This window comes from Nitrosopumilus sp. S4, from assembly GCF_054515835.1.
In genome coordinates this window covers 781,854-804,475 of the sequence record NZ_CM137258.1, presented here as the reverse complement: position 1 = coordinate 804,475, position 22,622 = coordinate 781,854, and the positions used below count along the sequence as shown (strand labels likewise).

Sequence of the window (22,622 nt, the reverse complement as noted above, 5' to 3'; positions counted from 1 at the left end):
TAATATTCATGATGTTATTGTTAGACCATTTTTTATAGTAAAATTATGCCATTTTTAGCTGTGATAATTGGAAAAATTGGAAAAAATGAAAAAAGTGTCAGATTTCAATTAGATTTGCATTGTTCAAATTGTAAAAAAGAGGTTCCAGGTGGAATGAAGGCTTCAGAGAGATTTTACAATTCGGATTCTTTTAATAGTGAAATTAAAGAATTTCAAAAAAATTATCAATGCGGTATTTGTAGAGATAAAAAAAGAGTCTCTAAAAGAAAATCATAGTTCTTCTTCCTCTTCCCATTCTTCTTCTAGATTGGTTTTAGATTTCTTCAAGAACATAAACACAATTACACCTACCATCAAAATTCCACCAATGACAATGTAAATTATCCATTCAGGCAATTCCAAATCAATTGCATCAAATGTTCTTTCAGGAGCATCAACATTTACAATGAATGTATCCTTGCCTTCAGCATATCCTTCAGCTGTTGCTATTATATCAAATGAAATGTTAGGACCTTTGAAAGCAGTTAAACTTACAATGGCACTTCCATCCGAACTTGTTCTAACAACCTCAGGAGTAATAATGGCATCTTCTTCATTGGCAACTATTTTTATTGATGCTCCAGATACGGATTCAGCATTTTCATCATCAACAAACAATCTAAATTCAACGGGCTTATTGACTTCAATTTGATCATCTAAACCTCCAGTAAAAATCTGTAATTGAGTTTGAGATGAAGCAGTGTTAATTGATGCAGAAGTTCCATTAACACCTTTAGCACTTGCAGAAATTATTGCATTTCCAATTGAACCTGATGTCTTAATTAGAAATGATGCATAGGATGAACCAGAGGGAATGACTGCATCATCAATAATTTGAACTGTAGATCCTTGTGAAGATACTATTTTGGATTTGATATCAAACTTGGGAATGACAGGATTTCCTTGCAAATCAACTAATTGAATTACTCCAATATTGTGCTGATGATTGGCATTAATTTTGTCTACGGGTAATAAAACTTGCATTTGTGATGTTGGTTGAGTTATAAAAGATTTTTTCCCTTCTAGGTCTAGATCAGCATTTTCGCCAATGGGCTCGACAGTCAACATCATCTCAGTTTTGTCATTTGAAATTTCAAATGAATCACTTCTAAGTTGTGTAAATGTAAAGGTAGAATCCTTATCAATTTCTACTATACCATTGGTAGGAGTAACCAGATATTTTCCATGTTCTTTCAAAATCTTTGGTCTCTCTTTTGCATCTAAAGCAACCAAAAACATATCGAAAAAGCCATCACGGTCAAAAATTATGCTATCTTTCCCAGTTGGAGAAAAAAGTCTTACTTCTTTTTGTTCTAATGTGTTAATTACTTGAGTTGTAAAAGAACCAGTTCCAATACCATTAATTGAAGCAGAAATTTTAACAAATCCAGTATTCTGACCGGTTGAGATTTGTGCGGTACCATAAGAATGAGAACTTGTAATTTTGCCAGCATTTGTAATAGTAGCTAATTTGTCATCACTTGAAATCACATTGATCTTTTGAACAAAGCCATCACTGTATTGATTTTCATTTGATTGAATAGGATACAACTCTCCATCTTGCAAACAATCAATAGTATACAAAATAATATCCTCAGGATCCAGATCCCTATTATGAGTTATTTCTTTAGAGGTACTTCCACTAGATTGACTTTCTTCTGATTCTTCAGCACAATCAGGATGAATTTCAACTTCAGTCCCATCAGGTCTAAAGCCATCATCATCCTCATCATCTTCAATTAATGATAGTTGGTATGTAAAAAATGCAGTTGCGTTACTAGGAATCTTATCAAGACCCAAAACATTCACAGTTGTGGAATAATCCTTTTGTGCAAAGAAATTGTTTGTTGAACGTTCTTTGCGATCCATCTCAATGGATTCACCTACGGTACGAAAGGTATCTGTAGCAGTTCCATATCCCTCAGAACTTACACCAATCAAAATATCATTTTTGAGTAAATTCTGCAAACTGTATTTTTGCTTGAGTAAATATCCAAATTGACCTTTTTTTATCGTGGGTTTTTCTGTTTTGCCAAATTTATCTAAATTTTCACCTATTGGGTATTGTTCACTTGAAAAGAATGTCAGAGGGATGTCACGAGGGGTTTTAGTAGGATTTCCATCTGAATCAACTACAGTTACAAAAATATCTAAAGTTCTATCAATTTCTGCAGGAATTAATTCTGGGAGGATCGTTAGTTTTAATCCAGTTGGAAGAGTTGATGAAATTTGTATGCTTTTTGCAACATCAAGACTTGCATCAGCATAAATTGCACGCAAAAATGTATTACCTACTTTTTCATGAGAATGTAAAACACCCCATGCATAATAATCACCCTTGTTAATTCTCAAAGTTTCAGTATCAGAGGATGCTAAAAGTGCGTCATACTCTAAATCAATTTCTATATCACTAGGTGCGCGAATAATAACACCGTCAGATGTTTTGAGAAAAACCGTAAAAGGCATTTCAGAATTTACATGCATTTTATTTGTTGGCAAATTTAATTCTAAAATTAAGTCATCAGGAAGATAAGTATCATCAGTTCCTATCTGGATTTTTTGAAATGTAGTTTTTCCGTTAAGAGATGCAGTGATTGTAGTGGATCCAGATTTTTCGGTTGTGGTTATTGGGAAGGAAGCAAATTCTTCATTTGCCTTTAAAACAATACTATTAGGTACAGATGCAATTGTAGGATCGTCTGAACTTAGATTAACTGGTACATCATATGTTGACGTAATAGGAACGCCGTGCTTACTCAATACAAAAAGATATCCTACATTGTGTTGTGATATACCACTTTCCAAGTGGGATGGAGATATAGCTAATTTAATTGAATATTCAGATAAGGCGTCTAAATTCTGTGCAGATGCAGTATGTAGATTACTGCCAAATAAAAATATGATACCAAGAAAGATTACTAGTGGTTTTTTTGTGTTCATTTTTTTCTCCATTTTTATTTTTTACTCCGTTTTTTTTTCATAAAAAGGAAAAAAGGGTGGAGTTATCCACTTTGTTGACCTGCTACTACAGTTCCTACAAAGACTGCACCGTTAGATGTTGACAATTTGAATTGTGCATCTCTGCCAGTCTTTACATTTTCAGCTAGATCCAACAATACTGTTGCTTGCTGGCCTGGTTGAATTTCGGGTGATGTAGTGCTAACTAGTGTGCCAGGACTTTGTGATACAATTTGGTAAGCACCGCCTGTACCATTGACAAAGTTACCTAGTGGTCCTGCTCCAGGAGTGTATGAATATACAGTTCCTGCAAATCGTATTTCACCAAGTGTTACTTTGTTTACACCTTGATTTTGCACATATACTGCAACTCGTTCTCCTGTTAGTAAACCATTTCCAGTTGTGCCTGTAGTTGCTGTTGTTACTCCTCCATCATGAAGTTTCATTGTAGCACCATCAGTTGCATCATAGCCTGTAAATTTCAATGATTCAATGTTTGGTGAACCACTTACTTGAGCAGAACTAAAGAATCCTTGTGAGAATACAAAGACAATACTTCCACCCACAACTGCTATGGCAACTAAAAGAAGTGTTGCTATAACTGGAGCAACTGCTCTTCTTGAGGTCATTTTTTGTTGTCTTGACGTTTTACGTGTCATTTCTGAATTTCTTAAATCTAAAAAAGATGTTAAAGGGATCTTTGTTCAAAATGGACTACAAACAGAAAGATTGTACAAGTGTTTTTGATTATGAACAGAATTATCCATCAACTTGAAGGACTACTTCTGCCAATGGTCCAATCGAAAACCCATTCGAAGTAGTTCCTTGTGCCAATACATACATCACATAAAGCCTATCAGATGTAATGTTTGGTGCTCGTGCCGTAAACGTGATTGTATTTGAATCAGTCACCCCATCACCAAGAGCAGCACTAGTAATTCCAACTATTTGATGTGAGTTATCACCAAATTGAGTAACTGCAGGTATTCCAACAAATCCGGTATCACCAGTTACTGAAACTTCAGTCCATCCTTTTGGAACATTAATGATTAATTTGGCCCCAGCACTTATCGTGGTTGAAGCAACCAAATCCATATCAGAAAAAACAACATTAAATGATTGAACACTGTCTGGAATTATTCCAGTTCTGACAGATTGTATGTTTGTACTTGCTCTTGAATCAACAACATCAGATAAGTAGACATTAACTATCGAAGTAGGATCTGATGACATAGTGGATTGATATCCAGACTTACCAAAAGACCCCAAAGTAGTAAAAACGGAACCTTGTACAAGAATAGATTCAAGTCCAGTATTTCCAGTAGGTTTTCCGGGTTCTACTTTAGTTAAAAATGACCTAGAAGAATTTGCGGGAATAATTATAGGATTTGAATTATCTTGCCACATTAATGCATTTTCCGATGGACATGACCAATCAGAATCAGGACCAGTTATTGGAGATACAGGATTAAAAGTACAACTGTTACCACCTCTATCGAACATTACATTATTTGCATTTGCACCCGGGGCAAATGCAGTTATGATTAATTTACTGACTTCCATTGGAGCATTGATGGGATTTACAACATTGATTCCCCATAATGCCTCAGCATTTGAGGATTCACCTTGAGATGAAGGAATTATAAAAAATAATTGCGGTCTTGCAAGTAAATCATCATTAACAATATCAGGATCGGCACCTCCACCACCTTCACCTGCTTTACGCAAGAGACTTGAATCAGTTGCAATGTTACTAGACACATCATCTATACCAACCAGATCACCACGAGCTAGAGCTGAAAATATTATATCATCGCCGCTGACACCATTTACTTGATAATCCCATGAAAACATTACAGATTCACCTGGATTCAAATTTACTATTGAGGGAGTATGAGACGATGAAGAAACAATATTTGCACTTCCACCAGGAGTCTGCATTTCAGGCTCTACATTTTGGATTAGTTCATCACCAGTGTTTGTTACAAGCATTGCTACTGTAACATTTTTACCAAGAACAACATCGGGAGGATCAGTTATTAATTCTGCACGTAATCCAGAAGAGCCAACAACCCCTAATGCAAATTCAGTAGTCTTTATTGTTCCATATGAAGATACTACTTTAATTCCATAAATGTCAGGAACCATTTGAAGTGTCTGTGATGAAATAACATTTGTGTTAAATCCAGAAGGTACAAACGCATCATCATAATTAATTTCAAATCTGGTTGCAGGTTGATCAGGTAGTGTCTTATTGGTAATCCAAATACTAGAAATCTCAATTGGGTTTTGTCCTTTGTTATTGACACTTACGTTTAGAATATTATTACCATCTGCTGATACTAAAAGGTCAAAATCTTCTTGCTGTTTTTTAATTTCAATATCAGATACCATCCTTTGAGTTGTTACAATATCAGTCTGGGCATCTAAAGCTAAACTCAAAACAGAGAATCCAGCTATCATCAATACTGTAAAAAATAAAGCACCAACGACAGATGAAATACCACGCCTATATTGAGGCAATAATGAGATATTCTTAGAATTTATCGCGCATCACCGCTTTCAAGTAAATACTCTATAGGCTGAACATTACCCACATCCAAGAGAAGTCGAATTCCCTTGTTGAGAGGAATATCAGGTTCAGTAGCACTAAGCTTTACCAAAATATTTACAATTTGGCCATTTTGAATTTTGATGGATTCATTTTGAATTATCGGAGTTTTTCCAACAGGTAGAATTGAAAATTTTCCATCGGAGGGATATTTTCCATTAACTAATGGAGCAGTAGTATCTAATTGAACACCAGATGTTGAAGAGTCCCAGGTGTATACCACACCATTCAAAGACACATCATCAAGAAATATTGAATCTAAGCTATTGTTCTGAACTTGAAAGACAATAAATTCAGTTCCGCCATTTAATGGGATATTATTTGGAGTTCCACTACAACTAGAACCACATAGCAAAGAATTGAATTGATTATCAACATTTGGTAATGACAGCAATGTGATTGAATCTCTAGTATCATATGCTAAAAGAAATAGATTCAAAGAAGAAGAATCCAATGTTGAGATTGTCCCAAGATTTCCAGAGATAAAAGCATCATTCATAAAATATGTAAGTGTACTTGCACCAGTCACAGTTACTGCCATCAACATCATTGTACTGATTACATCAGCAACACCACGTCTTTTTTGTAATCTAGATTTTTTTTCTGAGATTTTGTTAATACTTGAATTCATTTTTTCACCTATGTATTAAATGGACTTGCAACAGTAGTAAAGAAATTTCCTCTTACAGTTGTTAATGATATTTTGTATTCTTTATCAATGTAATTTACATCATTCCATGTAGTACCTAATGCAAGGTTATCTAGAATTATTTGTTGAGAATCTTTAACTTGAATTACTTTATCAACATCAACCCAATTGGCAATTATTTCCTGATTGTCTATTTTTACAATAGTGACAGTAGAGATAGAAGATTCAACAGTTCCCGTATTAACCAAAGTAATAATTATATCATCAGTGTTTGGCTCAAATCGTACATGCTCAAACACAACATCTTCCCTATGAAGTTGATTTTTTGTAGGTTCATGAAATGAAAGATCATATGTGAATGCACTGATACTATCCATCCCATTAAACAAAATAACAGAGCCTACAGAGCTAACAATTCCTAAAATTGCTACACTGCCAATAACCTGACTTACTGCACGTCTGTTTTTTGGTGAGAGAAAGGAGGCATTTCTCACTATTTACCACCGTTTTTAGAATACCATTCCGAAACAAAAGTCTCCACATGAGAAATAATTTTAGAGAAATCAGGTTCTGAAATTAGATGAATTCCGTAATGCTCTGCAAGATTTTCCACACCGTCATTTATTCCAGATACAGTAACTAACAAGGTGTTAGTTGGTGCTATATCTAATTTTGGAACAAGAATAGAATTCATATCACTTTGATCTACTCCTCCAGGTTGATTTTTGATAAATATCAAAATTGATTCATTAGTTTTACTTTTACCATAAATTGGAATTTCATGTACATTCCCACTTTTTCCTTTTATGTGAACATTGAGTTTTGCTGTAAAGTTGAATCCTTCTAATAATTTTAATAATTCATCTTTAATTTGATTTGTATCAGAATTTATTGAAATTTCAGAGTTTTTTAGTTTATAGCAATATGTAGTAACAAATTGACCAGAATTAGTATCAAAATCATGTTCATGTTTTCTGCAATGTAATTTAATTACAGCATTATCAAATTTTTCAGAGCAATCTTCACATTGATACCACATAGCAGGAACACGTATTTCTTTTTCAAAATTTTTGATTGGTTTTTTGCAAGAAGGACAAAAAGATTCTTCCTGATTTGTAAAATCAAAATTTGAGCTCTCAGTAATATAACCACATTTTTTATGCTCAAAAAGATTTAATTTCTCTACACCCATAGAATGACATTTCGGACAATAAAGACGCATACTAGAAGAGAAGGTATCAGGATGTACTGGACAAACAATTAATTTTTCATAAATTTTCTTTTCTAAAATGCCATCTGCAACTAAATTATCCAGATATTCTATATTATCCTGAACTTCTCCAATTTTTGATAAAATAGGATAAAACAATCTTCCTTCATTATAATCTACAAAAGGAATGATAGTTCGATCATTGAGTTTTTGTACCTCTTGAATTAATTGAACTGATTTACTATTAGATGCAGGAGGTAAATCAATTTGAGACATTATTTTATTGTCTTCTTCAGGAAATTCTTCAAGAACAGCCTTTGATGTATTCTCATTTGAATTACTTTTGAATATTGAGGATATGTTCTCCAAACCTGTTAATTTAGAGGCATTTTTCTTCTCAATTTTTGGGATATGAGAGGTAAATTTTTTTCTGAACATCATAATCGTACCTCATAAAGTATGAACATATCATTTACCATGGTAATATTCTTATCCTCATGTGAGGTAAAAGGAAAATGTTGTTCAAATGAACGAACATTTTTAATCTTAAATAATGAACTTGAGAATTTACAAATACATGTAATTACAATGTAGTAAATTTTAAAAATATAATTTGATGTTTTGTCCAAATGAACGAACAAGCGTTAAAACAAGAATGATACGAACAAAAATGTGATTTGAGATTAAAAATTTTCAAGGACAAGATATCAGTATTACAAAAATTACCATCGGATACAAAAAACATTCTAAAATCAGACAAAAAGAATTCTGAAAATACGTCAGGGAATTTAGAAATTGAGACCAAAATTCCACAATTTATGACTCTCTCTAAATTAGACTGGGACAATAATGAAATTCATGCAGGCATAATTAAAGACCCCACTGCAAAAGGAGGATTGAGATATCAAGTGATTGAACCTGTCTTATCAGAGAGAGACCAAAAGGCATTTGAGATAATTAAAAAATTGCTAATGACAGAGTTAACCGTATCTCTTCAAGACATTAAATCAAAAGAAGATGCAGAGCGCAGATTAAAAAAGAAAATTTCTTCAATGATTAAAAAGTACAGATTAAAAATTCCTCCAAAAAACATAGCAAAAATTAATTATTTTGCAGTTAGAGATTTTGTATATCTTGGAAAAATCGAACCGTTAATGAGAGATCACATGATTGAAGAGATTAGTTGTGATGGAACAAATATTCCAATCTACATATGGCATAGAGAACATGAATCAATGCCAACTAACATCATATTTGAAAAAGATGCAGAATTAAATAATTTTTCAAGGAAAATGGCATACATTTGTGGAAAACATGTCTCAATGGCAGATCCAATTGTAGATGCTTCATTACCAAATGGAAGTAGAATAAATCTCACATTAGGTCATGAGATCACCAAGCGAGGAAGCACGTTTACAATAAGACGATTCAGAGCAGATCCAATTACAATTATTGATTTGATAAAATTTGGAACAGTTTCAGTGGATATTGCAGCATACATGTGGTATTTGGCTGAAAAAAGATCAACTATGCTAATTGCAGGAGGGACAGCAAGTGGAAAGACAACAGCACTAAACGCCTTGGCCTCATTTATCAGACCAGGGCAAAAAGTAGTCAGCATTGAAGATACACAAGAGCTCAATTTACCTCATGAGAATTGGATTCCAGCAGTTTCTAGACAGAATTTTACTGATACTCAGGTTGGTGAAATTAATCAATTTGACCTACTAAGAGCAGCATTACGACAACGACCAGACATCATCATTGTGGGAGAAACAAGAGGAAGAGAAGCATATACTCTATTTCAGGCCATGGCAACAGGTCACGGAGGATTTTCCTCAATTCACGCTGATTCAGTAGAGGCAACTCTAACAAGACTGACATCATCGCCAATGGATGTACCAAAAGCACTCATCTCAAATAGCTTAGATTTGATCACACTGCAATTAAAAATCAGAGTGGGGGACAGATCTGCTAGAAGAATAATTCAGGTTTCAGAAATTGATGGATTAGATGAGAATTCAGGACAAATTAAAACTCATGAGATTTTCAAATGGAATCCAAAAACAGATGCGCATGATTACATGGGGGACAGTGTAATTTTTAGGAAAATCAAAGAAAGGGATGGGGATTCAGAAGAGAAGATCAATTACGAATTAACCAAACGAAGATTGGCATTAGAATGGATGGTAAAAAATGACATTCGTGATCATAAAGAAGTTACTGCAAACATCATGGATTACTATGCAGACCCTGAACGTTTCTATGAAAGAAAGAGGTTAGAAGTATAATGATGAAAATGGGAAATAAGCAAAAAAAGAAACGACAAGAAGAATCAGTAGGACAATTGCATGTTTTTAGCTACAAGTTACTCAATGATCATGTAAAATTTTTGCATCCTAAATTATCATCATTAGAAAAAGCAATCAAACAATCAATGATGCCAATACCTTTTGAAGTGTATGTTTCAAGTATGGTTTTCTTTAGTATGATTGCAGCTGTGTGTGGAGCAATAATGGGGATTGTAGCTTCTCAATTTATTAACATACAACCTGCAAGTATTGGATACCTGCTTCCATTTTTAACAGGACTGATGATGTTTGGAATGTCCTTTGGAATATTACAAATGATTCCAACCATAAGAGTAAAAAACAGAGCAGCCAAACTTGTAGAAGAAATTCCTCATTTTATTGGATACATGTCTACATTGGCAACAAGTGGACTAACATTAGAGGGAATTTTCAAGGCAATTGCAAAAGAAGAGACTGATGAAGATATTGTAAAAGATGCAAGGTTTATTGTAAGAAATATCGATATTTTAGGCATGGATTTGATTACTGCAATCAAAGATTTGATTCATAGAACACCAAATGGTCCATATTCGGAATTACTTGATGGGGCCATCATAACAGCACAGTCAGGAGGAGATCTTAAAGAATACTTTAACGCAACAGCAAAGGTTCAGCTTGAAGAAAAGAAAATGCTAATGCAAAAGACAACTGAATCTTTGGGCAGTGTTGCAGAGATTTATACAATTCTTCTAATAGTCTTCCCATTACTAGCAGTAATCATGTTATCAATTATGGGAATTATGAGTCCTAGTCTAGCAGGGTTTGATTTATTGACACTAATGAATATCTTAACATTTGCAGTAATTCCATTAAGTGGAGTACTGATGTTAGTGATGATGGATACAATGGTACCAAAGAGGTAATGAAATGTTAAGAGCCGAAAAATCAAAAAGAAAATCAATAGATATAGAACCTAAACAATCTATTTTAAAAAATGAAATATTAAAAACAGCATCATTTTCAATTATTGCATCAATTAGCGTTATTACCATGAGTTTCTATTTTTCAGAATATTCAAATTCAACAACAATTAGAGATGTGGGGTTAATTTTTGGGATTTTGGTTGGAATTATCCCATTAACTATCCATCAGTTAAAAGAAGTACAAAGAAGAGATAGTATAGATAGAAACCTCCCAGTGTTTCTTTTAGCATTATTAAGCTCAGTTCAAAGCGGTGCAAATTTGATCAAAGCAATAGAGCAAGCTGCAGATAGAAATCTCGGAGCGTTAACTCCAGAATTAAAAAACTTGAGAGCAAACATTAGTTGGGGAACTCCAATTGAAGAGGCATTTGAGAATTTTGCTGAAAGAACAGGAACAAGGGTTGCAAGACGTGTCACAGTATTATTAGAAATGGCAATGAAAATAGGCGGAGATGTCACTGAAAACCTAGAAATGATCCAAAAACATGTATCTGAGATGCAAAATATCGAGAAGAGTAGAAAATCAGCACTTCAGCCATACACATATACAATTTACATCTCATTTGCAGTCTTTTTGGCAGTAGCAGTATTACTAACAACTAGTTTCTTCACAGAGATTGAAAAAGTACAGGAAGGACTATTGGCCTCAGGCAGTGGAACTGAAGGGTTATTTGGATCATTGGCAAGCATGGAGATTGAAAAATTAGAATCAGCACTATTTAACATGGCAATAATTGAAGCTGTCTTTGGAGGTCTTGCGGCAGGAAAAATAGGTGCAGGATCATATGTTGCAGGTACAAAGCACGTAGTTGTTATGATAATTCTCTCAGTGATTGCATTTAATGTGCCACTCTAGTAATCAATTAAGACATTTTTTTAAAAAATTGTTCAAAGTAATACCCTAATATTTGATTAACATAGTATTTTTGTCACAATTAGAAATGACAACATATGGTTGTTTGTTTTTTACCTAACATGCAGATCTTTTAGTTCTCATCGATCAATATTTTTCACAGAGTATGGACATGAAAGAAAATAACAAACTAAGGATTTGTACGAAAGTACTAAATGCTATCAATCAAAATGAGCCTAGGTTAAGGAGAATGAGAAAATAAAATGATGTCATATCAAGATCAAGTAAGCGGAATTGCAGCAGAGTTAGAAGAGGTTTTAGATCTTGATGATTTAGAAGCTAAAGTTTATCTTAATTTACTAAGAGCAGGCCCAATTACTGCAAGTGCACTTGCAAAAGAGTTAGATATTGACAGAGCAAGAATGTACAGAACAGTAGACAAGCTAGTTAGTAGAAACATAATATCAACTACATTATCTAGTCCAAAATTATGTATTGCAGCTGATCCTCATGATGCACTAAAAATTGCATTAAGTAAAAAAGAGGATGAGGTAAATAAAATTAAAAAATCTGGAGAGGCAATTATCGATAAAATAAATAATGAAATTACTACCAATCAATCAAGTAACGTTCCAACATTCAGAGTAGTTCAAGGACGACAAAACATCTATGCAGACATTGCACAAATTATCGAGAATGCAACAGATGTAATCTATATTGCAACCACATTAGATGATGTATCAAGAATGTATCATAGTACAATTCCTGAGAAAATCAGTATATGTGAAAAAAATGGAGGCAGAGTGAGATTGCTTGTAGATATGAATGATCCAAAACTTGCACCATTTGTTAAACGATTCAATGCTACTGAAACAAGAATTGGTAATTTACCATCAAAAGGAAGAATGGTAGTTCAAAAGAGTCAAAAAATGATAATGTCTGATTCTGCAGTATCTGCTAAAAACTCAAATTCTGATTCAGATTTTTCATTGTGCACAAATTCAAGCGAAATGGTAGATAATATCTTTACATTATGCACATATTTGTGGGAATCCTCAAAACCACTAAAAACCATTGATGTCAAAAATTTTGTTAAAAAATCCAGAATAGCATAATTTCTATTATTTACTAATCAACTATCTAGAATAATTGTAAAGAATTTTTTTTAAAAGTTAATTTGTTATTTTAGAATCATCTAATGAATCTTCATTCCATTTTTGTGCTAATCTAATCAGATATGTTTTTCTCAATAAAATAGAAATTAAAAAGAGACTCAATAATTGCTGTATGTTATTCAAATAACGAGCTACTTTAAGGCTAATCTCTAGCAAGCCTATCTCTGAGGATGTATGTTCCTGCAATAACCATAGCAATTGCACCTACATTTGCAAAAGAGACTTCCTCTCCAAGTAAAATATTTGAGAACAATACACCAAATACAGTAGTAGTTGAAAACACCATAATTGTCCTAACTGCTCCAATGTACCTCAATGCAATTAATACAAAAAACACAGGCATTCCAACCCCAATTACACCCGTAATCAATATCACGGGAAGGTGAGAAGGATCAAGCTCAAAAGGCATCCCCATTATCAAAATCCCAGCCATAGCAACTGCAGCGCCAACAAATGAAGTGTATTGTATGATTCTCTTTGAATCAAATTCATCACCCATTCTCTTGTACATAGTCATCACTATTCCCAGGAAAAGACCAGATATCAAAATCATAATATCACCTACCACAAAATTTGTCATGAATCCATATTCAGAAATATCGGCTCCAACAGGAATTAAAATGGCACCAATTCCAATGAGTAAAAATGGTAACACCTCTTTGCGTTTTATTCTCTCGCCTAAAACAATCATTGCAATAATTATTCCAAATACAATTTCACTATTTCCCAAAATGGATGCATTAACTGCAGTTGTGTCTTTTAGTCCATATAAGAAAAAAATTGTGCTAAGAACTTCAACAACCCCAAGTGCAGTCAACAGATAAAGTGGTTTTATTGAAAATTTAGAGAGAGGTTTTGATTTTGTGGTAAATGGAGTAAATATTGCACCATTTACAATATAGATAATAAAGACAATCAATAATGGACTTGCTGGAGATAGCTGAGTTTCAGCCATAAGCGGTTTTGGAATAACATCGGCTAACGCCTCCATGGCAGCTGCAGCCAAAGTAAACAAAACTCCCAAGAAAATCTTTCCTTTGTGGGAAGCAAAAGATTGTCGATTAAACCCATAAAATGACTCATTAACAATTTTCATGAACTATTGCCAATTTTGGAAATAACATCATCATTATTATCATTATTTGTAGTATTTTGAGCCTAGGATTCTAAAAGTTGGAAATAACAGAATTTTCAGGAAAATTAATGCGTGAAATAATTCTTGACAGATACGAAAAGGTGGGAATTAATTTTAAAAATAAATTGATTTTCTATGCTACTTGAACTAACAAGGTGGTTCCTTTTTGAGAAAAGTCCACTTGTACTTTGGAAAATGTTGGTCTATACATCGGGACCTTCCTTCCTTCAACAATTTTTTCTCCATCCTGCAAAAGCAATCCGGCTTTTATCATTGAATTAATTTTTCTATATGCAGATGTTTGAGGCAGAGTGCTATTTTGAATTGCATCAACACATAGTAAAGGATGAGTCCATAATTGCAATAATTGACGTAGATCACTATCCCCATACCCAGAAAGAATTCTCTTTACAAGTAGTTCATCTTGAATTTTTAATGAATCGCCACTTTTGATGGATTTTATTTCATTAAATGGGGTTGCCTCAGAAATTACTTTAGATCTAATTTCCTCTAATAATTTATCAGAAGCAGGACCAAATTGTCTTTTTAGAACCTCGTGGAATTGATCAAAATCCATTATAGCGTATTTCATATTTGTCTTCCATATTTTCTCAAGATCAGACTCTAGTTTGGCATAGACTTTTTTGCCTAAAATTGAGGTTAGAACATCAACACTAGCCTGGTACACTAACTGATTATAGATTTCCACAAAAAATGTTGCACTTTAACATATTTCAAAAGTTGTCTGTTATTTTTGAGAATAATTCATCAAAGCGAATAACGGTAATGCCTGTAAAGGCCATAAAATATCACCATCCAGGTGGTAAGATAAAGGGTATCAATAGTGTCAAGTGGCTCATAGCCTTCAAAGATCTCAAGATGATAATACCATATATCACCTACTGCGTTGATTAATAGACTAGCAAGAATCAACACCCAAACCAATCCCTGCAAACTCTTCTTAAAACTAATAATTCCCAATGTTGCTAATCCAACTGTAAAAGCAGCAGAACTCACAAAAATCATCCCGTATGCAAAATCAAAATTAAAAATATCACCTTCAAAAGCATCATAGGAGATTCCAGTATAGGCTAAAATCAGTCCAGCAGTAATTATGCTAATCAATGCAACTTTAGGTTTTGATAATGGGAATGCAAAGAACTTCAATGCATATACAATGAACCCAATTACAAATGGATAGAATAACCAGTAAAACAAATCACCAATTGAAGGATAGGGATCCTCACCTAACACTATATCATAATATAGATAAGTTAAATCCCCAAGCATGAAAAATAAGATTCCAACTGACAAGGCCATAAATGGCTTGAAATACATTGAATCTTGTCCACTCTTAACAGCAATTGTAAAACCTAATGCCATTGCACCAATAGGGCCTATGAAAAAGAAGGAATCAGCAATGTTGAAAATTGAAGTGTCAAATTCAACAGTTAACACATAAAATTCAAAGAGTATTGCAAGACCAGCAATTAACAGTAAAACTCTATTATCAAAACCAAATTTAGACTGGATTGATTCTTCTTCTTTATCCAGATGATCCGATTTATGCATGATCTTTCTCCACAGATACAATTTCAAATGAAAAACCACTCTTGTTGTATTGATCATTGATGATTCTATGACCAACATCGTTGAGCACAGTATTCATCTGAGTTACAACAAGATATGGCCAGTTTTTGCCTAAATCATGCTGAATTATAATTTTTTTAACTCCGTCTGATTCAATCATTCTAAATTGAATGTTCATGCTTTGTAGACGTTTTTTGAATAAATCTAAAATTGTTTCAATAGAGATGCTTCCATAGAAATAATTCAATGAATTTCTAAAATCATTAGTACCTGTAGATGAGGCAATCTGTTGAATTGATTCTTTTGAAGAAGAGTCAAGTAGATCTTTGAATGTTGAACGAAATATAGTAATCCAACCCATTTCATTACCCAGATCATTCCAGTTTACCTGTTTTTCTAGAATGTGATTAATTAGAGTGTTAAGGCTGATTTTTTGTTCAATGCATTTTTCATGCAATTTATTGCTTAATTCAGAATCAATCCTAATCGATACATTATCTGTTTTTTTCAGAATTCTATTTTCCTGCAGTGTCAATTTACAGCACTCCAATATTCATTGATTTGATTCATGTTACTGTACAAAATAACGAATTTTTGTATAAAATAGAGTAGTATGTTAGATTACAACACGTACAACTTTGTACAGTTAAACACTTTGTAGTAAACTGCAACAACAGGAATTTGTGCCTAAAAATCAAAAAATTTGCTCAAAAATACAATATTAGGGAAATCAGATTTTTAATTTTTGAGAAAAAATTCACTATAAAAAGAAATGTCAATATGAAAAATTAATCCATCCATCTTATTTATCAATAATTAATCATATTTCTGTTGGAAAATAGTGTAGACAATTTACTAGTATCATCTCTTCGAAAACAAATAGAGCAAAATTTAGGAATTGAAAAGTTAGAAAAAATTCAGAAACGATTGATTGAAAGGCATGGAATGGACATGGTTCAGGCAGTAAAAGATTTTTACAAAATGGACAGTGTACTCAGAGAATTTTTTGGTGCAAATGCTGATGAGATCGAATTAAAATCACTAAAAAAAGTAATAGAATTAAAGAATACTAAAGATTGGATTTCAATTCAAGATAAAGAACTATCAAAAATGTTTCTCAAGACACTAGGAGATGAAGATAAAAAGAAGATCATAGGCACTGTATTAAAAAAATCACTAACTATAGCAAATATTTTAAATGAATCAAAGATTCCTCAAACTTCAGGATATAGAAAAATTAATTCAATGATAAAAGAAGGAATTTTAGTCAATAACGGTTATGACTTATCTAACGATGGTAAAAAAATTAAAAAATATGAAACAGTTTTTGAAAATATCAAGATGGACATAAATGATTCAGGTATGATTGTTAAAATTCAATTTAAAAATTATTTATTATCAAATAGCACAATTTTTCAAATTATACAAATCTAAATATGATGATATTACTATAATAGCATCATATAGGCACAATACACACATTTTTTGTATTCATTTGTAGTGATCTGTATACAAATACACGATCAGTCTTTTAAAGAAAAAAACTACTATTTCCATTAATGGAAACAGCATCAAACACACTCCAATTAGGCATATATCCAGTTGACAGAAGCGATTATGAGGAAATTAAAGAATATCTCACAACTTTTGGGCTTACTCCAAATCAGATCAAGGTGTTTTTCTATCTAGGAAAGATCGGAGCAAAAACAGCCTCGGACATAGCAAAAGCAGTTTCTGTTCCAAGAAGCGAAACATATCATCTTCTAACTGCACTTCAAAACAAAGGAATAGTAGAAGCATCATTTGAACACCCAATTAAATTCTCAGCATTGAATATCAAAAAAGCAGTAAATGTTTTGATTACTACAGAAACTGAACGTTTGAATAAACTAAAAAAATCAGGCCCACAGTTAGAAAAAATTTGGCAAAAAATTCCAGGTATTGAAACAACAATTGAAGAGGATGAAGAAGAAAAATTCAAAGTGCTTCAGGGAGGAAATCAAGTAAATAGTAAAATTTTCGACATGATACTAAACACTAAAACTGAATGCAGGATTTTAGGATCTGAAAAAGATTTCTTAAAGTTCTATCATGCAAATTTCCTTGACGCATTAGATGAACGTCGAATTGATTTTAAATTATTGACCCCAATTACTAAAAAATCAAAATATATTTTCGAAGATATTGATAAAACTAAAATTAAAAAATTATGCTCATCTGTAAAAGAGAATCTATGTTTTTTGATAAAAGATGATGATGAAGTATTATTTTTCATTAAAAACGAAGGAAACAATAAAGAGATGAGAGCAATATGGACAAATTCGGAAACAATAATTTACTCAAAATCATTGTTGTTTAACAATATTTGGAGTAAAACAGATTCTAGCGAGGTGGATTTTAATGAGTAGATGCAGTTGTGGTTATGCTACAAAATGTCAAGATAAATTTGCTCATCACTTAGCAAATAGCTGGAAAGACTATAGAATAGATCACAGTGTGAACCAATTAAACTAAAGATTCATCACTTACTTCAATAGGTTTTCGACCCATAAATCCAGAATCCTTTTCATGCCAAAATTTAATTTCAGTCTCACCATATTTCCAGCACAACCATACTTCTTCATCAAACCTCTTGGAAGGAAAATCCAAAAGACCTTGCTCAATGCTTTTTACAACGACCCCAGTATTTTCTAAAATTTCAACAGATTCATAAAATTTTGTTATTGCAGAATTTAGTTTTTGTTTTAGATTAACATATTCCTCAAATGAATTTGTAGAAGAAACCGTAATCTGTAATTGTTGTTCAATTTTTGCAATTTCGTTTTTTCTACCTAACGCTGATTCAAATTTTTTAATCACATCGGGAAGAGCAGCATTTGCTTCATTGGTAGTAAAATAAGTGAACATGGATTCTATCAAAGAGGCTTGATTAAAAATCTTAGGCACAAATTTATTAAGAAATCTAAATTCAAACTATCATGAGTGAAGATCAATTAGAGATGCTAATCGTTCAAACTATCAACGGAGCAGTATCAACTATTCCATCATATCTTGAGGAAATTAAAGAGAATAAAGAGACACTTAAAGTTGAAAATCCAAAAGAGTTTGTTTATGGAATTGTTATGGGAATGGCACTTGGAATGAGTGGTGCTATCCTTAGTGCACAAAAAGAGATGCCAACTGCTGAAGACCAAATGCGAGTAAGAGATATTGTTTACAAGCACATCCCACAAATACGAGAACGAATATTCAATTGAAAGAATTTACTAAAGATGAAATTAGTTTTCTAGAATCTATAGAAGAGGCTAGAATTGCAACATCACATGATGATATCCCACATGTAAAGCCCGTTTCATATTTACAACATGAAAATGCAATAATTATTGCAACAGATTACAATACTAGAACATTTGAAAACATAAAATCAAATCCAAGAACGGCCATTGTAATTGATATTTACAAATCAGGAGGACATAAAGCTGTAAGCATTCAAGGAATTACTGAAATCATAGAAAATGGGGCAGAGTTTAAAAAATTCTATGATATGTTTTATCAGAAATTCGAATGGGTTAGAAAAGAACCATGGTGTGAAAATGAGGCTCCGTTTTTAAAGATAATTCCAAAAAACATCAAAAGTTGGGGATTAAACTAAAAAACAATCTCTTCCTCTACTTGAGCTAAAAGAGCTTGAACAGATATTGGTTTTTTTAGAATTGAGCGAATTCCCAATTTTAGTATTTCTTGTTCTTGGGTAGTGGTCATCTCCAAGGCACTTACAATTACAACCTTTGATAATTCTGATGGTCTTCTGTGTTTTAGATCTAAAAGAAAATCAACACCACTGTATTTTGGCATGCACATATCTAACAAGATCAAATCATAATCTTTGTGAACAACTAACTCTAGTCCTGCTCGTCCATCGGAGATGCTTTGGAATTCATGATTTTTATTTGACAGAATATCTGCAAAGACCTTGCTGATTTCTTGAACATCCTCAACATGAAGAATCCGCATGAAATTGGAAGTGATCAAGAAGTGATAAAATCAAGTTTGCCCATATGAACAAACTAGGGTATTTATCATCATGATAGAAACTTTTGATTTGATTCAGAATAGTATGGGATTATACATCAAAAGATTAACAAATTTCCATATCAAATTTATGAAATCTCACAAAAACTAAAAATATTCCTTTTGTGAATATTGGCAAAATGGCCGAGGGTCAGGGATGTAAAACATGCAATACAGAGCATGACGGAAACTTTTACAGATTTTGTAAATGCTCATGTCATGATAAAATTGCAAGAGCAATCGTAGGTTAATTTTTTAAAGATTTTTTATTTTTCAAAAGCAGATGTTTCTCCGTATTTCTGCAAAAACAAATAAAGATACGATATAATTCAAAAACAGAAATGAGTAATAAGATAAAATGCTCACATATTCTTGTAGCAAAACAAAGCGAAGCTCTTGCAATTTTAGAGAGAATTAAAAATGGAGAAAAATTTGGAAATCTGGCAAAGGAATTATCAACAGATACAGGAAGTGGTAAAAAAGAGGGAAATTTAGGGTATTTTACAAAAGGAATGATGGTAAAACCATTTGAAGAGGCTGCATTCAAACTCCAAGTAGGACAGATATCAGAGCCAATAAAGAGCGAATTTGGTTACCACATTATCAAAAGATTTGCCTAAAGTTATTTTATCAACTTTGATTTTTTGACAAATTCAATATCTTCAGTAATTTTACTACTAATTTTTTTAAAATCAGTGCGAATTTCTTTGTGAAGTTTTTTTTCTTTCTCAAGCAAATCTTTCATTTCTTTTGATTTGCTGATTTTTGTTGACATCTAATCATACTTTTGACATTATATTTTAGAGGATACTTATCAATTTCCACATCTAAAAAAACTAAATAAAATACACAACATTTTTTTCACATTAACTGATGATGCCTTCATGGTGCTTTCAAATGAAACATTAAATGAGATCCTGATTTATTTAGAAAAATCAATTGTAAATTTAGCTAAAGAATCAGTAGATAGTTTAGAGATTCAAGGGGGAGCAGAAGGACTAGAGGATTTTCTTCAAAGCCAATTTGACATTAGACTGGAGAATTTACTTGTTTCAAAAAACAGCAGTATTCATCACTTGGAATCAGGTATGAAGAATAAAGCCATACAGAAAAAAAAGAAAATCATCGATGAAATTCTAAAAAACACTAGATAAAAGCATCAAGCCCCATTTTCTGGGATTGATCTTCTTGATTTTTCTCTAAGAGTTTTGACATTTTATCACCCATTGATTTTGCACTAGTCATCTTTCTTTTACCAATCCAATAGTATGTCTCATCTATAGTATTTTTTGCAATTAAAACAACCAGTTTTCCAGTATCTTTTCTTCCGGTTCTTCCACGTCTTTGAATAAAACGAATAGAGCTAGGGACATTGTCATAAAAAATAACTTGATTAACTTCGGCAATATCCAATCCTTCTTCACCTACACGAGTTGCAATCAATACCTGAAATTGATTATCCCGGAATCTTTGAACAGTCTCTATTTGCTTTTTTTGTTTGAGTCCTGCTTCTCCGGCTTTACCAATTAGGATATCAGCAGAAATTCCAAGTTCGGTTAATTTATTGAAAATCATATCAACAGAATCTCTATAGCTTGTAAAGATCAATGCTTTTCCAGGAACAGATTCCAAGATTTCTTTTAGTTTAAGAATTTTTGAATGTTCAATTCCTCTAGATTGTGCTTCTTTTGCAAGATGAATTGCTCGTGTAAAATTTGGATCAACCTCAAAGAGTTCTTTAACACCGGCTCCCTTTTTTTCACTTGCCCTCTCACAAAATTTTAGAAAGGGTGTAATTCCATGTGCCTCTAAGATGTTCAAAGCATAGTGAATACGAATTGCAGTGAAAAGTGGTTTTGCAGAACGTCTATTTTGATTTAAAACAAATTGCCTAATTCGGAGTAATGCAGACAGTGATTGTTGCTCAGCAAGACGAATTCCATTTTTTCGAAGTGTTTCATATCGCTCATCTAATGCTAATTTTAATAATTTCTGAATTACCTTAAGTTCAGGTGGAAGTTCTACATTAATCCATTCTGTGTTAGTTTTCTGAGTGTATGGTTTTACATCAGGACTATCCTCTGTTCGTTCTGCAACACTTGATATACGAAGTCTAGTTAAAATTTCAGTTGCTTTGTCTTTTTCACTAGGCAAAGTTGCAGTCATTCCAATTAGTCTAGCTGAAGAATTTTCAAATCTCTCAGCAATTCCAGAATAAGCATAATCCCCTATAGTTCGATGTACTTCATCAAAAATTACAAGTGTGAATTGTTCGGCAGAAACAATTTTCCTATCCAAATCATTTTTTGTTATTTCAGGTGTAGCACAAATTACACTGTTATTCCATAACTTTGATCTTTTTTGAATTGTGTCCTCTCCTGTAATTAATGCTATATCATCTACAGTTAGATTATTTTTTAGAAATTCATAATGTTGGTTAACTAAAACACGAGTTGGTGCAACAAATAAAATTCCACCAGCCCCCTTTGAGAGATATTCAGCAATTACTTGTAAGGCTATAGCTGTTTTTCCAAGACCTGTAGGTAAAACCACAATACAATTTTCTTGAATAGCCTGATTAGCCAGATTTACCTGATAGTCTCGTTTTTCTATAGAGTTTTTTTTTATGTATTTTTTTTCAATAAATGGAATCAATTATGATTAAAAATGACAAATAATTGATTTTATGCTTTCGTGTAGCAAAATACTATCCATTACTCAACTATGCATGTCAAAAGAACAAGTTTACGCATGAAGTTTTCCAAATTTGGGAAATTCGAGTCATGGTTATATGTCAAAAATCCAAATTTTCTATTAAGCATGTTAGTTTATCAGAAAAAACCACTACAAGAACGAAAAATCGAGGAGATAAGCAAAGAAGAGAAAATGTTAGTAGATCTTGAATTAGGGATAAAAAAAGAGCAATTCAAAAAAAGAATCGATACTAGAAAGAATTTACTAAAAGAAGAAAATCAAATAGTTGACTTGGAACTAGCAATAAAAAAAGAAGAATTCAAAATTAAAAGCAAAAAGCGAGAAACCAGAGTAGAATTATAA

26 protein-coding genes are annotated in these 22,622 nt (G+C 32.6%); 12 read left to right on the top strand and 14 right to left on the bottom strand.

Annotated elements, in window-relative coordinates:
- Nucleotides 1-45 precede the first annotated feature (45 nt).
- Nucleotides 46-276 carry a hypothetical protein gene (locus ACX119_RS04450; protein WP_459351921.1) on the top strand — a complete coding sequence of 77 codons (231 nt, stop codon included), beginning with the start codon at nucleotides 46-48 and terminating at the stop codon, nucleotides 274-276.
- Here the strand turns inward: ACX119_RS04450 and ACX119_RS04445 are convergent.
- The 6 genes from ACX119_RS04445 to ACX119_RS04420 form a co-directional block, all read right to left on the bottom strand.
- A complete protein-coding gene (locus ACX119_RS04445; protein ID WP_459351920.1) occupies nucleotides 271-2,979 on the bottom strand; it encodes a hypothetical protein in 2,709 nt (902 codons plus the stop codon). The genes ACX119_RS04450 and ACX119_RS04445 overlap by 6 nt on opposite strands.
- A gap of 62 nt (nucleotides 2,980-3,041) precedes the next feature.
- The gene (locus ACX119_RS04440; RefSeq protein WP_459351919.1) at nucleotides 3,042-3,656 is read right to left on the bottom strand and encodes an archaellin/type IV pilin N-terminal domain-containing protein; all 615 of its coding nucleotides are present in this window, start codon (nucleotides 3,654-3,656) and stop codon (nucleotides 3,042-3,044) included.
- A 100-nt stretch (nucleotides 3,657-3,756) separates the two neighbouring features.
- The gene (locus tag ACX119_RS04435) at nucleotides 3,757-5,520 is read right to left on the bottom strand and encodes a COG1361 family protein (RefSeq protein ID WP_459351918.1); all 1,764 of its coding nucleotides are present in this window, start codon (nucleotides 5,518-5,520) and stop codon (nucleotides 3,757-3,759) included.
- Nucleotides 5,521-5,540: 20 nt separating this feature from the next.
- Nucleotides 5,541-6,239, bottom strand: a complete 699-nt coding sequence (locus tag ACX119_RS04430) for a hypothetical protein (protein WP_459351917.1) — start codon at nucleotides 6,237-6,239, stop codon at nucleotides 5,541-5,543.
- An 8-nt stretch (nucleotides 6,240-6,247) separates the two neighbouring features.
- Nucleotides 6,248-6,751, bottom strand: coding sequence for a hypothetical protein (locus ACX119_RS04425; protein WP_459351916.1), 504 nt, complete (start codon nucleotides 6,749-6,751; stop codon nucleotides 6,248-6,250).
- Nucleotides 6,751-7,908: a TackOD1 domain-containing metal-binding protein gene (locus tag ACX119_RS04420; RefSeq protein WP_459351915.1), complete on the bottom strand. Its 1,158-nt coding sequence runs from the start codon at nucleotides 7,906-7,908 to the stop codon at nucleotides 6,751-6,753. The genes ACX119_RS04425 and ACX119_RS04420 overlap by 1 nt, the downstream gene beginning before the upstream one ends.
- 236 nt (nucleotides 7,909-8,144) lie before the next feature.
- On the opposite strand from ACX119_RS04420, the gene ACX119_RS04415 reads away from it, so the two are divergent.
- The 4 genes from ACX119_RS04415 (at nucleotide 8,145) to ACX119_RS04400 (ending at nucleotide 12,709) form a co-directional block, all read left to right on the top strand.
- Complete coding sequence (locus tag ACX119_RS04415) at nucleotides 8,145-9,758, top strand: type II/IV secretion system ATPase subunit (protein WP_459351914.1); 1,614 nt, start codon at nucleotides 8,145-8,147, stop codon at nucleotides 9,756-9,758.
- Nucleotides 9,758-10,681: a type II secretion system F family protein gene (locus tag ACX119_RS04410; RefSeq protein ID WP_459351913.1), complete on the top strand. Its 924-nt coding sequence runs from the start codon at nucleotides 9,758-9,760 to the stop codon at nucleotides 10,679-10,681. The genes ACX119_RS04415 and ACX119_RS04410 overlap by 1 nt, the downstream gene beginning before the upstream one ends.
- A 4-nt stretch (nucleotides 10,682-10,685) precedes the next feature.
- Nucleotides 10,686-11,597, top strand: coding sequence for a type II secretion system F family protein (locus ACX119_RS04405; RefSeq protein WP_459351912.1), 912 nt, complete (start codon nucleotides 10,686-10,688; stop codon nucleotides 11,595-11,597).
- A gap of 260 nt (nucleotides 11,598-11,857) precedes the next feature.
- The gene (locus tag ACX119_RS04400; RefSeq protein ID WP_459351911.1) at nucleotides 11,858-12,709 is read left to right on the top strand and encodes a TrmB family transcriptional regulator; all 852 of its coding nucleotides are present in this window, start codon (nucleotides 11,858-11,860) and stop codon (nucleotides 12,707-12,709) included.
- Nucleotides 12,710-12,911: 202 nt separating this feature from the next.
- Here ACX119_RS04400 and ACX119_RS04395 read toward each other — a convergent pair whose 3' ends face one another.
- From ACX119_RS04395 to ACX119_RS04380, 4 genes are all read right to left on the bottom strand, one after another.
- Complete coding sequence (locus ACX119_RS04395) at nucleotides 12,912-13,865, bottom strand: DMT family transporter (protein WP_459351910.1); 954 nt, start codon at nucleotides 13,863-13,865, stop codon at nucleotides 12,912-12,914.
- Between the two features lie 172 nt (nucleotides 13,866-14,037).
- Complete coding sequence (locus tag ACX119_RS04390) at nucleotides 14,038-14,613, bottom strand: hypothetical protein (protein WP_459351909.1); 576 nt, start codon at nucleotides 14,611-14,613, stop codon at nucleotides 14,038-14,040.
- A gap of 59 nt (nucleotides 14,614-14,672) precedes the next feature.
- The gene (locus tag ACX119_RS04385; protein ID WP_459351908.1) at nucleotides 14,673-15,476 is read right to left on the bottom strand and encodes a hypothetical protein; all 804 of its coding nucleotides are present in this window, start codon (nucleotides 15,474-15,476) and stop codon (nucleotides 14,673-14,675) included.
- Nucleotides 15,469-16,029, bottom strand: a complete 561-nt coding sequence (locus tag ACX119_RS04380; RefSeq protein ID WP_459351907.1) for a hypothetical protein — start codon at nucleotides 16,027-16,029, stop codon at nucleotides 15,469-15,471. Before ACX119_RS04380 ends, ACX119_RS04385 begins: the two co-directional genes overlap by 8 nt.
- Nucleotides 16,030-16,325: 296 nt before the next feature.
- Here ACX119_RS04380 and ACX119_RS04375 point away from each other — a divergent pair, with 296 nt between their 5' ends.
- Both ACX119_RS04375 and ACX119_RS04370 read left to right on the top strand, forming a co-directional pair.
- Nucleotides 16,326-16,928 (top strand): transcriptional regulator, encoded by a 603-nt coding sequence (locus ACX119_RS04375; protein ID WP_459351906.1) that lies wholly within the window; start codon nucleotides 16,326-16,328, stop codon nucleotides 16,926-16,928.
- A 125-nt stretch (nucleotides 16,929-17,053) separates the two neighbouring features.
- The gene (locus ACX119_RS04370) at nucleotides 17,054-17,902 is read left to right on the top strand and encodes a TrmB family transcriptional regulator (RefSeq protein WP_459351905.1); all 849 of its coding nucleotides are present in this window, start codon (nucleotides 17,054-17,056) and stop codon (nucleotides 17,900-17,902) included.
- A 97-nt stretch (nucleotides 17,903-17,999) separates the two neighbouring features.
- On the opposite strand, the gene ACX119_RS04365 is transcribed toward ACX119_RS04370, so the two are convergent.
- On the bottom strand, nucleotides 18,000-18,401 hold the full coding sequence (locus ACX119_RS04365; protein ID WP_459351904.1) for a DUF2203 family protein: 402 nt from the start codon (nucleotides 18,399-18,401) through the stop codon (nucleotides 18,000-18,002).
- Between the two features lie 71 nt (nucleotides 18,402-18,472).
- Between ACX119_RS04365 and ACX119_RS04360 the strand changes: the two genes are divergently transcribed.
- A complete protein-coding gene (locus ACX119_RS04360; RefSeq protein WP_459351903.1) occupies nucleotides 18,473-18,751 on the top strand; it encodes a hypothetical protein in 279 nt (92 codons plus the stop codon).
- Complete coding sequence (locus ACX119_RS04355; protein ID WP_459351902.1) at nucleotides 18,748-19,146, top strand: pyridoxamine 5'-phosphate oxidase family protein; 399 nt, start codon at nucleotides 18,748-18,750, stop codon at nucleotides 19,144-19,146. Before ACX119_RS04360 ends, ACX119_RS04355 begins: the two co-directional genes overlap by 4 nt.
- Here ACX119_RS04355 and ACX119_RS04350 read toward each other — a convergent pair.
- Nucleotides 19,143-19,508: a response regulator gene (locus ACX119_RS04350; protein ID WP_459351901.1), complete on the bottom strand. Its 366-nt coding sequence runs from the start codon at nucleotides 19,506-19,508 to the stop codon at nucleotides 19,143-19,145. The two genes, ACX119_RS04355 and ACX119_RS04350, sit on opposite strands and share 4 nt — an antisense overlap.
- Nucleotides 19,509-19,906: 398 nt before the next feature.
- Between ACX119_RS04350 and ACX119_RS04345 the strand changes: the two genes are divergently transcribed.
- Nucleotides 19,907-20,185: a peptidylprolyl isomerase gene (locus ACX119_RS04345; RefSeq protein WP_459351900.1), complete on the top strand. Its 279-nt coding sequence runs from the start codon at nucleotides 19,907-19,909 to the stop codon at nucleotides 20,183-20,185.
- Nucleotides 20,186-20,187: 2 nt separating this feature from the next.
- Here the strand turns inward: ACX119_RS04345 and ACX119_RS04340 are convergent, their stop codons facing one another.
- Nucleotides 20,188-20,340 carry a hypothetical protein gene (locus ACX119_RS04340; RefSeq protein WP_459351899.1) on the bottom strand — a complete coding sequence of 51 codons (153 nt, stop codon included), beginning with the start codon at nucleotides 20,338-20,340 and terminating at the stop codon, nucleotides 20,188-20,190.
- Between the two features lie 109 nt (nucleotides 20,341-20,449).
- Between ACX119_RS04340 and ACX119_RS04335 the strand changes: the two genes are divergently transcribed.
- Nucleotides 20,450-20,719, top strand: a complete 270-nt coding sequence (locus tag ACX119_RS04335; RefSeq protein ID WP_459351898.1) for a hypothetical protein — start codon at nucleotides 20,450-20,452, stop codon at nucleotides 20,717-20,719.
- On the opposite strand, the gene ACX119_RS04330 is transcribed toward ACX119_RS04335, so the two are convergent.
- Nucleotides 20,712-22,220 (bottom strand): DEAD/DEAH box helicase, encoded by a 1,509-nt coding sequence (locus tag ACX119_RS04330; RefSeq protein WP_459351897.1) that lies wholly within the window; start codon nucleotides 22,218-22,220, stop codon nucleotides 20,712-20,714. The genes ACX119_RS04335 and ACX119_RS04330 overlap by 8 nt on opposite strands.
- Nucleotides 22,221-22,316: 96 nt before the next feature.
- Here ACX119_RS04330 and ACX119_RS04325 point away from each other — a divergent pair, with 96 nt between their 5' ends.
- Nucleotides 22,317-22,622, top strand: coding sequence for a hypothetical protein (locus ACX119_RS04325; RefSeq protein ID WP_459351896.1), 306 nt, complete (start codon nucleotides 22,317-22,319; stop codon nucleotides 22,620-22,622).